The organism is Ruegeria sp. AE3 (genome assembly GCF_056542225.1).
This window is the reverse complement of record NZ_JBQFZL010000003.1, coordinates 1-15,515: the sequence shown is the minus strand read 5'-3', so window position 1 is coordinate 15,515 and position 15,515 is coordinate 1. Positions and strand designations below refer to the sequence as shown.

Below are 15,515 nucleotides of genomic sequence, written 5' to 3'. Positions count from 1 at the left end.
CCTTTGTCAGTGACTGAATTGGCGAGTTAGCGCTACGTTGCCAATGACCTCGGTTTCGGTCCGGTCCACAAATTCAGAGATCTGTTTGCATCTTTGGGTTTCTGGAAGTCCACAAACGATGTCGCCTGGATCAACAGGCGGGACTTCAACAAATTCGACCCTTGTGATCGCGCGTGGTTTGGCCGCTACTGTTATCAAGGGGCCAACTTCGATCAGGCTGGCAAGCGCGTAACCCGACACAGGCCGTGCGGTTGGCCCAGTTCCCATGGTGATATCGTCCAGAAACCGGGGATCATCGTCGCCCGGCCCGAACTCAAGGCGCATGGGCATTCCAGCTTCACCGCGCTGATAACGCACCCAATCTGTCGGCACATTCACCGCATCCACGAAGAGTTCGGAAATGTGAAACGCCCGAAAATAAAGCCCCAGAGGATTCACGAATGCCATCGCGCGCCCTGTCGGTGTCGCCGTGCCCTTGGAGAAGGCCAGATCAAGGGCTTCACCCGCCAAACCAGATCCCGCATGGCGACAATACAGATCCTGTCGGTTGGCAAAATGTAACACCTCACAAAGCCGCGCGGGCCTTCTGTTTTCACCATGGCCGACAACATAGGGAAATGAGGAAAGATGCATTGTGGCGATCAGGTCGCTCAGGCTGTTTGTCTCTGTGGTCATGAACAAAGCATGTTCGATATTCAACGGATGCTCTGGTGGATGGGCAAAATCTGTTCCCACCAGTCTTTTGTGAAAACGAGCGATGCGTTGAGGCACATCCATCTCGCACCAATCTGCTCGCGAAACCTCGAACAGCTCTTCGCAGGAATATGAACATCTGGATACGGTTTCGACGACCGAAAGGAAGTGATTCAGATCGAACACTGCCATGGTTCTCCACCACTCCATCAGTTCGGTCGTGGCGACAAAGCGCTTCGGCCGCATTTTGCCGTCGGAATCGGGACGTAAAATCAGCGCATATTCCAAAAATTCATTGTGCAGTTCAGCCCGGCTTGCCCATCCCTGATCCGAAAGACTGGCGGCCAGTTCCTCGCCCAGACAATCCCGGGGTTCGCGCGGGTTGGCAGACCATTTGAACCCCGTCGATATCTGACCATCGACGATGTCGTCTGGGTCCATGACCAAGAACGGGCTCACTCCATTGCCATCGAACATCCCTTCAATTCTCGAGTTCCAATCCGACAGGGCAGCTTCACTCACCCCCCTATCGGCGCAACCTGGCGATTGAAAAACAGCCATCACCGAACACCGATCCGTATCTGAAATGCAGGGCTGATCTGCCATCAATAATTGCCACGGCAGTTCCAGCCTGGTTCGAGAGATCATCATCGTTGACGGGCACGGAAGCATCATGAAAAATCTCCCTCCGAAAAAAATTGAAACTTCATCCGCCCCAACCTGCCTGTTCTGGCAGGTGGCGGGTCCACCACAATTCAGGCGAACTATTGGCAACGTGGATTTCACTGCCAGAAGACCGATTACCCAAGATGCTGAGATGATCGCCGTCAAAAGTCTCAAGCGACACTTTCGATGACGTCGGTGATTTTGCCATATGTTCTGCCAGAATGCCGACCGCGATACGCTCACCCATCCGGATACTGTCGAAATAATCGCTGTAGAAATGAACGCCCGCCAGGTTGCGCCCAAGTGCAATATTCGCAGCGAGCTTGTTCAACTCGCCATTTAGCGTCAGGCAGTCTGCACTGTCTTCCGGTCGGGTCGAGCCGATCAGGGTCTTACCCCCCGCAGCTGGCACAAGGACCCGAGGCAGACCGGCCGAGGCCAAAGACACCCGTGATCCATCCAAAGCGTGCGTTCTGAAGAAAGCTTTGAGCACAGTGACGCACGCCCCGGCAACGGCACCATGAGCCGCCCCATAAGACGGGTGCATTGGCGACCCTTCGGGATAAGCAACCGGAAGCAGCAAGTTACGGTCATTTCGCGGCAGGCCCTTATGGGAAATGGCGTTATGCGCAAACCTCTTAACCGAAGGCGAGGCGGCGATTGCATCCATAAGACTGAAACCTTCGCTTGCCGCAGCTTCGAGTTTACTCAGATGAGCCGCGGCAAAAGGCTCGGCCGCGCCAAGAGTTGCGCCGTGACCGTTTGCCATCAAACTCGTCACACTGCCCAGCTTTTCAGGCCGGGCACGATTGTGCACCTGAAACGTCTGACGTTTCGCGGCCCTCAGGGCCCGTGCTCCGGCTTCCGTCAGCAGGGACAAAACATGCGCGCCGCCCCAGGCAGAGCCAGGATCACGCACACCGGCATATCCATCGTCAGGCAGACCTTCGTCTGTCGGAGTGCCCTGTCCAAGCATCAGCAGGCAGGCATTGAAAAAAGTCTGATAAATTCTGTCAAAATGCACGTAAGAGGCAAGGTCGCGCGGTGTTTCAATGAATTTCGTTCCGTCGCTCTCAAAGGCTTGTTCGGCCGTCGTGTCCGCCCCGTTCTGAACGTCCAGCCACTCAGCCCAATCCCGCAGATAGTCCACGCCCGCCGCCTGCGGCAAGATCTTCTGGTCGATCCTCAAAGCGCCGAAGGGAACAGGCCCGGCGGCCATTGCCTGCGTCAGCTTATGCTTCTGCCGGCGCGCTTGATCTGCTGTCAGTGGATCGTGGCCTTGTACCAGGAACTGCGACAGATACGGCCCCTGCGCACAGCCCTGCGAGCAACCACGAAACAGGGTTTGAGGGGTCAGGCCGCCACCATCCCGAACCCGCCGCGCCGCCGAAACCTTTCCAATCTCAGCGCCATCGGCTTCCCGAGGGCTGCCATCGCGCCGGAACCATTCCAACTGACCAAGGGCACCAGCCACGTTGGCCGCATCACCGGCACCATCCCTGATGGATTCGAACGGTACATCCCGCAGAATGGCCATCGCGTAGATCTCGGCCATCTCCGCCGCCAGCTCATCCGAGCCAAGCCGGGGCGCGGGGGCAATACCCAAACCCCCGGCGTCACATCCGTTGAGACCAAGCCGGTGGCCCAGGATTGGCCCTTCCCACGCACGCCACCTAAATTCACCACCCTCTGATGGCGCGGTGCGGAAGGGCCCGGAATAGGCTGGCATGTCGAACAACGCCAACCGATTGCCAAAATTGTCGGTGCAGGTCGGATCAGCCACTTCTTCCAGAAACTCGGTATAGACCTGCGCGTCGACAATTCCGTTTACGTCATGACGCAACCCCTTCGAGAAATTCGTGGGCCATGTTCCTTCAAAAAGGTCCGATTCACCGTTGTGATCCTTGAAAACCTCCTGAGAGGAGCGCGCCAACACACTCAAACGGCGTCGACCCCGGCCTACCTTTTGATGGGCTTCATAAGGGTTCTGCCATGGTTCAGACGGAACGGTATGTTGCGACATGATGTTCTCCTCATCGACACCAGAACGAATCGCATCACGGCGTTACCGGATCGTGACTTCCAAAAAGGGAATGTGTTTTCTACATCTTTTCAATCAGTTGCTAGCTTCGCGCCGGCGTACACAACGCTATCACGCAAAAAAAACGTGACCCGATTTCACATTGCAAAGCCAACCGAGCACTTGAACGCCGCTGTAGACTTGCCACGTCTCAGATTCTCGCAAATCAGGCCAGATGCCACAGGCAAGGCCCGCGATTCTAAAGACATTGCGAACTGCATCAGTCCGGAAGAAAGTGAACCAGTTCGTACCAATGGTGGATGCAAACCGGTGCGATTCCGTTCTATTTCAAAGAGTTCGGATGGATCTGTAAAAAAAACCAAACACTGCGGAATTGACCTTGTATTTCCGTTGCTTGCACGGATATACCCGTCGGCGGAGACGTGGCCGAGTGGTCGAAGGCGCTCCCCTGCTAAGGGAGTAGGCCCGGAAGGGTCTCGAGGGTTCGAATCCCTTCGTCTCCGCCATCCACCAAGACTAGAATAAAGCACATATAAAACAACGACTTAAGTCAGGGCAACGTAAAGATACCCCACACGTTTCCCCCACACGTTCTCCCCATACATTTTAGGGAAGGTCAAACACGGGCTACGTGAATCGGTAAACATACAGACACAGCTTGAGATTGTTGGAGTTTGATATCGAAGTGGGGCAATTGAAGATGCCGGGATACACTTGCGTCATGAAAACAAAGCAAGAACTGAATAGGTAAAGGCACAAGACAATGAATTCAGAAAACCAAGTGAACCGGGAAATGTTTCAGATGCTTGAAAACGTGATGTCCAAAGGCGGAATGCTGGATATGTCCGACATGAACCGCCTGTGGCGACTTCTAAGTGATCTTGGTTCCGAATTGACGGTTGATCCTCGACCTAGGCCAGTTTTGACATTGGTAAAGTAAACCCAGAAGCATGGGTTAAGGTGAGCTACCTAGGGTAATGGGGCTAACACCCTCGCAATACAAGTCAGTATCTTAGGTAGCCATTTTATGTAATCACCCTAAGACCGATCCTAGGCAATCTCTGGGTATATTATATATGGTGAGGATGTTTCAGGCGGCTACTCTGTTGCTCAAGAAATCCATCGTTTCTAAGACTTCGCCTGTGTCTGGTTCAGGTGTCTTTCCATAAACAACTGGCTGAGTGGATACGCCCCAATATCTCTGACAGTACAGTTCCGCCACTTGCGTAATGTTGGGATAGGATGGATTTTTTCTCCAATATAGAGACGGGTCAAAATCATCCTGCACAGGCAGTAGCTTTCCAGTAACTGTATTTCTCAACATCATCTGGCTGTGAAAAACCAAATGTGGGCGAGACAACTTCTTGATCATATCTGAATTGCCCGCACATAGAAGGTACTTGTTGGTCAGAATGTTGCGAAGCATTTGATTTCCGTCTCTGGCAGAGTCGATCAAGTCCTTTACGAAGCCAAGCCTTTTTTCGACCGGGATTGAATATAACATCTCTGCTAACCTATGAGCAGAATCAAACAACTCTAGCTGGCTTCTTTTCTTATTTGGGCTTGATGCAGCATTGACAGGATTAGCCTGTCTGTCTTTCCGTTGGTGTGCCGCCTTTTGACACTTTGTTTGGCAGTATTTCTTATTCGAACGCTTACGTGTGAATTGTTCGCCGCAGTGCGGACACACTACGACTGTAGAGGTAGTCAATATTTGGTTTCCTTTGAATTGTGGAAAAGTGGGCAACCGTTACACGAACAAGCTATGTCCGCTCATCCAAGGGGTCGCCCGAAATGGTAGTTCTGGGGTGGTTGCGAATGAACGCTAGATGGCAGGTGCGGGACCAACCGTGCGATCTAACTGTGCTTTTAATCGGTCTAATGGAAAATCGAAGGTCACACAGCGGGTTCCAAGCTGGCTATGATTTGTTCAGGAAGCCTTTTGGCCTTCTTCTTGGACTTCTTCTTCTTTGGCCCTGAATAAGCCTTGTCATTCCCAATGGAGGCCAATGGGTAAAATTCCTTAAGCCAGAATTCACGGGATTGCGTGTCTTGCGGAAACAGGGTGGCTACCTGTCCCAAGCCGAAACAGTGGAAGCACCTTGTTGTCGATGTGGACCAGAATGTGTTTTCTATCGTGAGGTACCTCTATCGTCACGTCGTCCTTTCCCGTCACAACCCGAACGAAGCTGGTTATCTTGTCAAACAACAGTCTGTCTTCACGTTGATCATGATCCGGGCTCTGGAGTTCCGCTAACTCATCAATGAGTGTCTTTTCGTTCCGGATTTTGAAACCAGTAGCGCCTTCCCCCAAATCGCGTTCTGCCGGAATGTGGGCGACCTCAGGAAAGTAGAATTGCTGCGACCCAAGCATTGCTTCCAAAGTACCTGCAACCCAATTTTTCGGACCGCCCCCTTGCATATTGGTCATTTGTCGCCAAAGCCAATTCCACTTATCTGCGCTGAACACTGTTAGGAATTTTTCGACTTCGATCTCGTTCTCATACTTTTTTCCAGAACCTTTATTGGGCTACTAATTTGACGGGGTTATTCCACACAGGTGCCAACGGAACACCGCTGTCGAACACTTTTTTGACATTCGAACGGCAATGCTACACGCACCGCTTCAGCGCGAAATTGCGGAGTTGGTTTTGATGCCATGATGTCACGCCATTTTGGCAAAATACCAAGTAAAAGGGTCGGCACAATTCCGTGACAGGCCCATAGAATTGGTCAACACGATCCGCAATGGCCAGGCACCATCCGAGCGCCATCCGTTTCCCCAAGTCATCGTCCAACCCCCAACACGTAACAGGTTAGTATCAAAGGATGCGCCTGACGTTATCTTCAGAACCTGTATGTTGCCCCCAGCAACGGGCCTGACTGGTCAAACCTGAAATCATTGCCGTTGATCTCATGATCAAAGGAGATATAGCGGTAGCCGCCCCGGATCAGCCATCTGTCATTGATTTCATAATCCGCGGTCAGCAGAACTTGCCAGGTTTCGCTACCGCTCCGAAATCCACCGTAATCCACAAATCCGGTCCCTGACCATTTGTCAGAAATCCGAACTCGTGCGCGGGCAGCGACGACCGGATCAGTCCAGTTGTCGTCGATCGTCACACTTCGCCCGGCGACGATCCCCGGTTGCAATCGGAATGTGGTTTCCGTGCTGAACCACCTGAACCCACCGGCAAGGGCCACGCTGATCGCGGGTGTCTCATAAACATGGTATCCGACATAGCCGCTGAGAAATTGCGTGGTGGCGAAGGTGTCCAAATTCGAAAACGCCGGGCCGGGAGTTGAATTACTGAACGCCAAATCGGTGTAGTTATAGTCAGCAAGCAACAACCAGCGCCCGTTAGACGCGGAAATGCCGCCCATAAACGCAAAATCCAAGTTTTCGAGAGCGTCTGAAAAACTCAACGTGCCGTCGATTGTTCCACTTGGTGTTCTAAGGGAAATATCCGTTTCGGCCATGAACAGGTAAGCGGTCCCCGCAAAAGACCAGTCAGATTGCTGGGCTGAAATAGGCGGTGCGATCAGTAACGCAAACGCTATCGCCAAGTATTGCACCTTGCTTTTCATCAGTGACCTCGTTGCCAGAATTTATATTGCATTCCTTGCATACTTCACGGTTACACAATTTGTAGCCTTTTCCAATATCTCGATCGCTGTACCGCCAACACGGTCCTTATCAATCACAGGATGCGTTCACACAGGAAATGCTAAAGGCCGCTGTCGCGCGTCACCCGAACTGATCATACGAAGGATAAATCCCGCTTCTAACGAAGTCGCTACTGGTTTGGGGCAACAGAGGCGGTCAACAATTGCTTGGAATACTCGTGGCTTGGGTTCCCCAAACGCAAAGTTTCAGAGGACATAACCTCAACAATTTCACCATTTCTCATAACTGCCAATTGCTCGCACATATGTGCGATAACCGGAAGATCATGAGATACCATAAGATAGGTCAATCCGCGCTGTTTGCGCAGGTCAGTCAGCAGGTTGAGCACCTCGGCCTGAACGCTGACATCCAAAGCTGACGTGGGTTCGTCCAAAAGCAAGATGTCCGGCTCACCTGCCAACGCCCTTGCGATTGCCACGCGTTGTCGTTGACCACCGGAAAGCTGGTGTGGATACCGAAACCGGAATCTTCGCCCAAGTCCGACGTCGTTGAGCAAATCGCTCACGCGTTTATCGATATCTCCAAACCCATGCAGATGAATTGTTTCACTGAGGACCTGATCAACAGTATGCCGCGGATGCAGAGACGCGTAGGGGTCCTGAAACACCATCTGGACGGTCCGAAAGAATGACCGATCCCGCCGGGACCCGGATATAGCCAGACCTTCTACGCGGATTGTGCCCGACCATTGCGGTGCAAGCCCCGTTATTGCCCTCAGAATTGTCGACTTGCCGGACCCGCTTTCGCCCACAAGGCCAAAACTCTCGCCCTGCGCGACTTCAAGGTTTGCGTCTTTCACTGCATCGACCCGGTCGTGCGCGTGACCAAACCAGACATTCAGATGGTTGATTTCCAGTGCCTTCATTTCAGCCCCTCACGCTCGGGGCTTCGGACCAAGACGGATCGCGTGTGAGAACACTCAGGTGGGTGCATTTTTCATCAAGGCGCGGCAGCGAGTTTAGCAAGCCCTGGGTATAGGGATGTTGGGCCTGATGCAGCTTGTCAGCCTCGCAAACCTCGACGATCCGACCAGAATACATGATGAGGACACGGTCGCAGAACTCAGACACCAGATTCAGGTCGTGGCTGATGAATATCAGGCCCATCCCCCGTTCCTTGACCAATCCATCCATGATGTTCAGCACCTGCCGCTGAACACTGACATCAAGCGCCGAAGTTGGTTCGTCGGCAATCAGAATCTTGGGATTGGGAATCAACATCATCGCAATCATAATGCGCTGCCCCATACCCCCAGACACCTCATGCGGGTATGCTCGCATCACCCGCTCAGGATCACGGATTGAGACGTTATCCAACATCTCGATAGCCATCTTTTTCGCGTGGGCCTTAGAGCCGGAATTGTGCTGGAGGTATGCCTCCATAAGTTGCTCGCCAACCGTGACCACCGGGTTCAGAGAAAACTTGGGGTCCTGCATCACCATCGAGATCTGCTTGCCTCGCACCTCACGCATCTCGCGCTCGCTGAGCTTCATTAGGTCTCGGCCTTCCAGATTGATGTGTTTGGCCTCGACGATACCCGGATTTCGGATCAGGCGCAGAATGGCCCGTCCCGTCATCGACTTGCCCGAGCCGCTTTCGCCGACAATCCCCAGACGCTCGCGCCCGAGCGAAAACGACACGCCACGCACGGCGTCAAACACGCCCTGACGGGTTGGGAAACGAACCCACAGATCTTCGATGTCGAGTAAGTTCATTGGCCACCGTCCTTTGGATCAAGCGCGTCCCGCAGGCCATCACCCAATAGGTTGAAGGCCAGCGAAACCGTGAAAATTGCTAGCCCCGGCACCGTTGCCACCCACCAGTGATCAAGGATGAAACGTCGACCCTCGGATATCATGGCACCCCATTCCGGACTTGGAGGTTGTGCCCCCAACCCCAGAAAACCAAGGCCGGCGGCGGCCAGGATGATCCCGGCCATATCCAGCGTGACCCGCACGATCAAAGATGAGATGCACAGTGGCCAGATATGCCGGGTGATGATGCGCAGCGGCCCGGCACCCTGAAGGCGGATCGCGTTGATATAGTCGGTTGACCGGATGGTCAGGGTTTCTGCACGTGCCATACGCGCATAGGGCGGCCATGCCGTGAGCGAGATTGCCAGAACCGCGTTTTCAATCCCTGCCCCAAGCGCCGCGACAAACGCCAACGCCAGAACAAGTCGTGGAAAAGCGAGGAAAATATCCGTGATGCGCATGAGGATTACATCCGTCCATCCCCCCACATATCCCGCAACCGTCCCGACCAGAAGCCCCGCAATCGGTGCGATGAGCGCCACAAGCGCTACGATGTACAGCGTAATTCGGGCCCCATAAATCAGGCGTGACAGAATATCCCGCCCCAGGCTGTCGGTTCCCAGCAAGTGCCCTTCAGCCCCGATGGGAAGAAGACGGCTGGACAGGCTCTGAACAAAGGGATCATGCGGCGCGAGAAAAGGCGCAAAGACCGCTGTCAGAACAAGGATTACAAGGATCGCAAACCCGACCATTGCCATCGAGTTTGATCGCAAAGTCAGCCAGCCTTTGTAGAAGCTGGCCAATCTGGCATGGCGGCGCGAAGTCGGCTCGTCGGTCAGCAGCCACTGGCGCAGGGTCATGTCGCTCATTTCGACCTCGGATCAAAGAAACGGTAAAGAAGATCCGAGAATATGTTCAGGCAGATAAAGATCAGCCCGACCACAACGGTTCCTCCAAGAACGGCATTCATATCGGCGCTCAGCAAGGCCGTCGTGATATAGCTGCCGATCCCCGGCCAGCTAAAGATGATCTCGGTCAGAACTGATCCTTCCAACAAGTTGGCATAGCTGAGTGCGATCACTGTGATCAGCTGCACCCGGATATTCTTGAAGGCGTGGCGCCAGATAACTTGTCTTTCAGACAGCCCTTTAACGCGAGCGGTAATGACATACTCGGCTGACAACTGTTCCAGCATGAAGGATCGGGTCATCCGGCTGATGTAGGCAAGCGAGTAGTACCCCAGCAAAGCTGCGGGCAGGATGATATGGGACAACGCATTGCGGAAGACATCCCAATCCTGGGCCAAGGCACTGTCTACCAAAATCAGCCCAGTGCGTGAGGGCACTATGTCCTCGTAGAAGATATCCAGGCGGCCCGGGCCACCGACCCAGCCGAGTATCCCGTAGAAGACCAGAAGCCCCATGAGCCCCAGCCAGAAGATTGGCATTGAATACCCGACAAGCGCGACCACACGGGCGATCTGATCGATCCATGATCCGCGCTTGACTGCGGCGATCACACCAAGCGGAACACCCAGAAAGATTCCAATCAGAACGCCCAAAGTCGCCAATTCCAGCGTGGCAGGGAAGACGCGGGCAATATCCTGAGAAACCGGGCGGGCATTCAGAAGTGAATCGCCAAAATCACCGTGCAGAACATCCCAAAGGTAATATCCAAATTGAACCAACAGCGGCTTATCAAGACCAAGCTGTTGATAGACCGCATCATAAGTCGATTGCGATGCGCGTTCACCGACGATTGCCAGCACCGGGTCGATCGGCATCACGCGACCGATAATGAAGGTCACGAAAAGCAGACCCAGCATTGTAATTGCGATGGTGCCAATAGTTTTCAGGATACTCTTGATCCAATGGATAAGAGGCGCCGAGCGGCGCCCCTCAGTTGGTCTTTCGGCCAGTGCCATTTACTTGGTCACCTGCCAATACGACGCCGAAGTTATCGCCTGACCGGTTGAGAAATTCGTCACGTTTTCACGCAGGGCCGATTGCTCGATCTGCTGGAACATGATGACAAACGGCGAAGTCTCGCGGAACTCGGCCTGGATTTCCTTGTACATGTCAGCGCGTTTCGCGGTGTCGTTTTCGACAACAGCCGCGTCCGTTTTGTCGGTCAGCCCGCCGGTATCCCAAGAATTCCGCCATGCCAGCAATCCTGTGGCATTGGCTTCGTCCGAGTTATCCGGGTTATAGGCAAAGGTACCTGCGTTCGTCTGCGGGTCGGGATAGTCCGGCCCCCATGCGCCAAGATAAACATCCAGTTCCCGCGCACGATACCGCGCCAGAATTTGTTTGGCGGTTCCCACGGTGATGTTCATCGTGATGCCAACCTGACTCAGCGCATTCTGCAGCGACTGGGCGATTTCGATCCGTTCCTGCGCTTCACGTACACCAACTTCAATCTCAAGCCCGCTTACACCTGCTTCATCCAGCAGTGCCTTGGCTTTTTCAACATCAAAGCTGAACGGCGTTTCGTCAGAGGCACCGAGATAGGTTTGGGGCAGGAAATTTTGGTGGATCGTGTATTGCCCCTTCAGGAAGCTGTCACGCATCCCTTCATAGTCAACCAGGTATTTGAACGCCTGCCGAACCTGAGGCTTGCTAAGCTCGGGGTGTTTCTGGCTCAGCGAAACATACATCAGGCGGCCCTTAAGCTCGTCTGCGATCTTTACGCCGGCAACAGATGAAGCGCCGGCAACATCTTCTGGGTTCAGGTTGCGCGCGACATCGATATCACCACGTTCCAGCAACAGGCGCTGGCTGGCGCTTTCCTGAACGTGGCGGACAACCACACGCTCCATGGCCGGAGCACCCAAGTAGAAATCAGGGTTCGACTTCAGTGTTACGCTTTCATTGGGCTTCCAACTGACCAGGCTATAAGCACCAGATCCAGCAGTATTGGTCTTGAGCCATTCGTTGCCCAGATCGCCATCCTTGTCGTGTTCCATCACCGTCTTCTTATCGACAATGCCGCCGATGGTAGCGGTCAGACAGTTCAGAACGAAGGATGTCGCATAGGGTTTGTCCGTTGTGATTGTCAGAGTGTTGCCATCCGCGACAATCGTTTGTTCGACATTTTCCGGCGTGAACCCAAACTGGGTCAGGATAAATGCCGGGGTCTTGTTTAGAATGATCGCACGACGCAGTGAAAATTCAACATCTTCGGCCGTCACCGGATTCCCGGAATGAAAGGTCAGTCCTTCCCTGATATTGAAGGTAATCGATTTGCCGTCTTCAGACACATCCCAACTTTCAGCGATGTCGGGCTGATAGCCGGCATCCAGATTGAGCGGGTCGAAGTTCACCAGCTTCTGATAGACATTCCGGCTGACATCCGAACCCGCAAACTCAAAGCTTTCGGCCGGATCCAGCGTCGTGATATCGTCGATACGATGCGCAATAACCAGCATGTTCGGCGGCGTTTCGGCCATTGCCGAAGTCGAGGTCACGGCCAGCGCCAATCCCAGCGCCGCACCGGTAAGCAATCTGTTAAATGCGTTCATTTTGTCCTCTCTGTCATCAAGTCTTCACTAACGGTTACGATCCCCAGGTCTTCTCAAGAACACGCAACCAGTTTTCGTGGCAGAGCTTCTTGATGAGCTCTTCGCCGTATCCATGGGTCACCATGGCATCCCTCAATCGAGGCAGCATCGAGACGTCCTTCACGTCGTCCGGCACGACTGCCCCGTCATAATCGGACCCAAGCCCGACCCGGTCTTCACCCATTATCCCGATCAGGTGGTCAAGGTGCTTCAGAACCTGCGTCAACGGCACATCGGAAAGCATCCGACCATCCTCGCGCAGAAACGCAGTGGCAAAATTCAACCCGACCATCCCGTCGCTTTCCGCGATGGTGCGAAGCTGGTCATCGGTCAGATTCCGCGCGTGCGGACAGATGGCATGGGCATTCGAATGCGTGGCGACCAAAGGCGCATCCGAATACCGCGCTACATCCCAGAAACCATTTTCATTGAGATGCGACAAATCCAGCATGATCCCCAGCGCGTTGCAACGCTGAACAAGCCGCAGTCCATGATCTGTCAATCCAGGGCCAGTATCCGGCCCCGATGGATATCTAAACGGCACACCATGGCCGAAAATGTTGGGTCGGCTCCACACTGGCCCAAGCGATCGCAACCCCGCTGCATGAAACACGTCAAGCGAATGCAGATCGGCATCAATCGCCTCGGCACCCTCAATGTGAAAAATGGCCGCCATCTGGCCTTGCGCCATGCTGTTCCGGATATCCGAAACCGATCGAACCACTTTCAACGCCCCCAAACGTTCCAGTTCCAGCAGGATCGCAATCTGCCCCAGCGCTGAAGGCAGAGCATCTTCAGCGTCAATATGATTGGGAAGCGGCAGGTCATAGCTGGGCTGGACCATTTCTTCCATTTTTGCATCGGCATCGATAGGCGAAGGCACCCAAACGGCAAAGAAGCCTCCGCCAAATCCACCGGCCTTGGATTTAACAGAGTCAATCGCACCTTCGAGCCCGGTCAGGAAACGGCCCGCTTCGGGCAGACCACCTGACGAGGCCAGTTTTGACAGAACATCATTGTGCCCATCAAAGATAAGAGGGGAGGTGCTCAAACTCACTTTACCCAGGTTAGTGTCATTTCGACACACGCTAACAGACGTAATCATCATAATTGTAAAAAATCTTGATGAGTTTTACTCATAGAGCTAGTCGGAATCATGCGGGTGCCCAGCAATGAAGAAACCTCGCAACTGGCATTCTTTGCCGGAATACCAGGCGCTCCGTGCGCTCATGCAGTCTGGAACAACAGCAGCCGCCGCACGACAGCTCGGCTTGTCTCAGTCTGCGGTCAGTCGCTCGGTCAGCAGCCTGGAGGATCGGTTGGGTAGAACACTGTTCGAACGGGATGCAGGCAGATTGCGACCGACGCAAGAAGCCGTAAGGCTGAATATGCGATTGGATCCTTTGTTCGAGGCTTTGGACAGGATCGATGGCCCGGGCGAAACAGTGCAAGAAACACTGCGTCTCGTTGCACCACCCAGCTACGCTCATCGATACATCGTTTCCCTCATCGCCAGTTTCATTCGCGGGAATCCCGGTTTTTTCGTAAACCTTGAGGTGACAACATCAGATATGGTCACGCTAGGCGTGCTTGAGAATCGATTTGATCTTGCCGTGACCGGGATTGAACAAAGCCGCGCTGGCATCAAACTTATTCCATTTCGCGAGTCACCAGCCGTTTGCGTCATGCGCCCTGAACATCCTCTGTCTGAACGCACCGTTCTGACGCCTTCAGACTTGCATGAGCAAGAGTTGATCGCACTGACATATCGACACGGGCGGCGCGGGCAGCTGGACCGGTTGCTTCAACAGGTGCGCGCTAAACCGAGGATCGTTGCCGAAGTTTCAACCTCATTTGCCGCTGCCGACATGGCGCGCGAAGGATTGGGGCTGTCTGTTATCAATCCCTTTCCCGTCTACCATTACCGATCTCCCGATCTGGCATTTGTCCGATTTGAATCTCCAATGCGGTACCGGGGCCATTTTGTGGTCTCGGATCAAAAACCGGTTCCAAGGATCGCACGGGCATTCATGCGGCATCTGCGATTGAACACCCCTCCGGACCCTTTTTCTGACCCGAGATAATGAAATCTTTCCAAGGTTCTTCACTGGCAACACTCCATGTGGCCGCCCAACAGGGATGATTTTGGAGGGGGTTGTTCGAGGTGCAGACCTGAAATGGCTACGTGCACAGTTTGGTATGAGTAACGTCCGCGAATATGGCTTTCTTTGTCCTTATTTATCTCAGGCCGTATCCCCCGGCATGCGGTTCGTTTATTTGGCTCTTAAGTTCCTCTACCCGCAACCCGCCTGTGATTTCCCTACGTTTCGTAGCGAAGCTGGCGTATCATTATCTCGCTCAAGTCTTAGGAAGGAATACCTAAATGGCGGATTGTGTGAAACTGCGCCCCGGCGAAACCTATACCGGGAAACAGGGGTTCGATTACTTCGAAGGCATCGCCAGACAGACGGTAGGAAGCCAAGCTATCTGCATGCATCTGCTTACGGTCCCGCCCGGAGGGCGCGCCAGGGCGCATAAACATGAGACACATGAAACCGCGATTTATGTGATTTCCGGGTCTGCGAAGATGTATTGGGGCGACAGGCTGGAACACGTTATGGAAACGCAAGCAGGAGACCTGATCTATATACCGGCAAACACTCCGCACCTTCCGTTCAACGATGGGAATGAACCCGCAGTTGCAGTTATCGCGCGCACGGACCCGAACGAACAGGAAAGCGTTGTTCTAATGCCTGAACTTGAGGACCTTGTACCGAGGTGACGCAAAATACTGTTGGGGGCCAGCTGCGCAGTTTTCTAACCCCTATTGCTTCCACGGTGCTTCCAGCGCCAAAGCTCCAATGCAAAACGCCCCGCGGGTTGCGAGGCTAAGTGTTTGATATTCGGCCTAGAAGAATGGTTGCGGGAGGGCACAACCACCGTTGCCGAACGCAATTGAGATGTCAGATTTGAAGCGCCAAGCGGACTTCATAGTTTCTACGACTAGACTTCCGCTGAGCGGAGAGGGTGTGTGGAAACTTGGTTGATCTCGGAGCGTCCAATCGGTTTTGACTTTTGTGTCCTTTTTGGCTTGGGATCATCATTTTGATGGAC

Annotated in this window: 13 protein-coding genes and 1 tRNA gene; 3 read left to right on the top strand and 11 right to left on the bottom strand. The window is 53.7% G+C overall.

Annotation, left to right across the window (positions count from 1 at the left end; all coding sequences use genetic code 11):
* Window positions 1-6: 6 nt before the first annotated feature.
* Together ACR0NZ_RS08705 and ACR0NZ_RS08700 are read right to left on the bottom strand one after the other, a co-directional pair.
* Window positions 7-1,215, bottom strand: coding sequence for a hypothetical protein (locus tag ACR0NZ_RS08705; RefSeq protein ID WP_480518292.1), 1,209 nt, complete (start codon window positions 1,213-1,215; stop codon window positions 7-9).
* A 184-nt stretch (window positions 1,216-1,399) separates the two neighbouring features.
* Window positions 1,400-3,382, bottom strand: coding sequence for a phosphatase PAP2 family protein (locus ACR0NZ_RS08700; RefSeq protein WP_480518290.1), 1,983 nt, complete (start codon window positions 3,380-3,382; stop codon window positions 1,400-1,402).
* Between the two features lie 434 nt (window positions 3,383-3,816).
* On the opposite strand from ACR0NZ_RS08700, the gene ACR0NZ_RS08695 reads away from it, so the two are divergent.
* A tRNA-Ser gene (locus tag ACR0NZ_RS08695) sits at window positions 3,817-3,906 on the top strand.
* Window positions 3,907-4,490: 584 nt separating this feature from the next.
* Here the strand turns inward: ACR0NZ_RS08695 and ACR0NZ_RS08690 are convergent.
* From ACR0NZ_RS08690 to ACR0NZ_RS08650, 9 genes are all read right to left on the bottom strand, one after another.
* The gene (locus ACR0NZ_RS08690) at window positions 4,491-5,111 is read right to left on the bottom strand and encodes a hypothetical protein (protein WP_480518288.1); all 621 of its coding nucleotides are present in this window, start codon (window positions 5,109-5,111) and stop codon (window positions 4,491-4,493) included.
* Window positions 5,112-5,435: 324 nt separating this feature from the next.
* Window positions 5,436-5,831, bottom strand: a complete 396-nt coding sequence (locus tag ACR0NZ_RS08685) for a hypothetical protein (RefSeq protein WP_480518286.1) — start codon at window positions 5,829-5,831, stop codon at window positions 5,436-5,438.
* Window positions 5,832-6,247: 416 nt separating this feature from the next.
* Window positions 6,248-6,988, bottom strand: coding sequence for an outer membrane protein (locus tag ACR0NZ_RS08680; protein ID WP_480518284.1), 741 nt, complete (start codon window positions 6,986-6,988; stop codon window positions 6,248-6,250).
* 209 nt (window positions 6,989-7,197) lie between these two features.
* Entirely contained in the window at window positions 7,198-7,953 is a 756-nt protein-coding gene (locus ACR0NZ_RS08675; RefSeq protein WP_480518282.1) for an ABC transporter ATP-binding protein, read from the bottom strand.
* A gap of 1 nt (window position 7,954) precedes the next feature.
* A complete protein-coding gene (locus tag ACR0NZ_RS08670; RefSeq protein WP_209506685.1) occupies window positions 7,955-8,803 on the bottom strand; it encodes an ABC transporter ATP-binding protein in 849 nt (282 codons plus the stop codon).
* Entirely contained in the window at window positions 8,800-9,711 is a 912-nt protein-coding gene (locus ACR0NZ_RS08665; protein ID WP_480474889.1) for an ABC transporter permease, read from the bottom strand. Before ACR0NZ_RS08665 ends, ACR0NZ_RS08670 begins: the two co-directional genes overlap by 4 nt.
* Window positions 9,708-10,766 (bottom strand): ABC transporter permease, encoded by a 1,059-nt coding sequence (locus tag ACR0NZ_RS08660; protein ID WP_480518280.1) that lies wholly within the window; start codon window positions 10,764-10,766, stop codon window positions 9,708-9,710. Before ACR0NZ_RS08660 ends, ACR0NZ_RS08665 begins: the two co-directional genes overlap by 4 nt.
* Window positions 10,767-12,362 carry an ABC transporter substrate-binding protein gene (locus tag ACR0NZ_RS08655; protein ID WP_480474887.1) on the bottom strand — a complete coding sequence of 532 codons (1,596 nt, stop codon included), beginning with the start codon at window positions 12,360-12,362 and terminating at the stop codon, window positions 10,767-10,769.
* Window positions 12,363-12,396: 34 nt separating this feature from the next.
* On the bottom strand, window positions 12,397-13,452 hold the full coding sequence (locus tag ACR0NZ_RS08650; RefSeq protein ID WP_480518278.1) for a dipeptidase: 1,056 nt from the start codon (window positions 13,450-13,452) through the stop codon (window positions 12,397-12,399).
* 121 nt (window positions 13,453-13,573) lie between these two features.
* Here ACR0NZ_RS08650 and ACR0NZ_RS08645 point away from each other — a divergent pair, with 121 nt between their 5' ends.
* Together ACR0NZ_RS08645 and ACR0NZ_RS08640 are read left to right on the top strand one after the other, a co-directional pair.
* Complete coding sequence (locus ACR0NZ_RS08645) at window positions 13,574-14,485, top strand: LysR family transcriptional regulator (RefSeq protein WP_480518276.1); 912 nt, start codon at window positions 13,574-13,576, stop codon at window positions 14,483-14,485.
* A 299-nt stretch (window positions 14,486-14,784) separates the two neighbouring features.
* Window positions 14,785-15,183: a cupin domain-containing protein gene (locus ACR0NZ_RS08640; RefSeq protein ID WP_480518273.1), complete on the top strand. Its 399-nt coding sequence runs from the start codon at window positions 14,785-14,787 to the stop codon at window positions 15,181-15,183.
* Window positions 15,184-15,515 lie beyond the last annotated feature (332 nt).

Bases quoted from the DNA above. Each gene is read 5' to 3' on its own strand.
- ACR0NZ_RS08660 (WP_480518280.1), bottom strand. From the start codon at position 10,766: ATGGCACTGGCCGAAAGACCAACTGAGGGGCGCCGCTCGGCGCCTCTT.
- ACR0NZ_RS08645 (WP_480518276.1), top strand. From the start codon at position 13,574: ATGAAGAAACCTCGCAACTGGCATTCTTTGCCGGAATACCAGGCGCTC.
- ACR0NZ_RS08700 (WP_480518290.1), bottom strand. From the start codon at position 3,382: ATGTCGCAACATACCGTTCCGTCTGAACCATGGCAGAACCCTTATGAA.
- ACR0NZ_RS08670 (WP_209506685.1), bottom strand. From the start codon at position 8,803: ATGAACTTACTCGACATCGAAGATCTGTGGGTTCGTTTCCCAACCCGT.
- ACR0NZ_RS08665 (WP_480474889.1), bottom strand. From the start codon at position 9,711: ATGAGCGACATGACCCTGCGCCAGTGGCTGCTGACCGACGAGCCGACT.
- ACR0NZ_RS08685 (WP_480518286.1), bottom strand. From the start codon at position 5,831: ATGACCAATATGCAAGGGGGCGGTCCGAAAAATTGGGTTGCAGGTACT.
- ACR0NZ_RS08675 (WP_480518282.1), bottom strand. From the start codon at position 7,953: ATGAAGGCACTGGAAATCAACCATCTGAATGTCTGGTTTGGTCACGCG.
- ACR0NZ_RS08655 (WP_480474887.1), bottom strand. From the start codon at position 12,362: ATGAACGCATTTAACAGATTGCTTACCGGTGCGGCGCTGGGATTGGCG.
- ACR0NZ_RS08680 (WP_480518284.1), bottom strand. From the start codon at position 6,988: ATGAAAAGCAAGGTGCAATACTTGGCGATAGCGTTTGCGTTACTGATC.
- ACR0NZ_RS08640 (WP_480518273.1), top strand. From the start codon at position 14,785: ATGGCGGATTGTGTGAAACTGCGCCCCGGCGAAACCTATACCGGGAAA.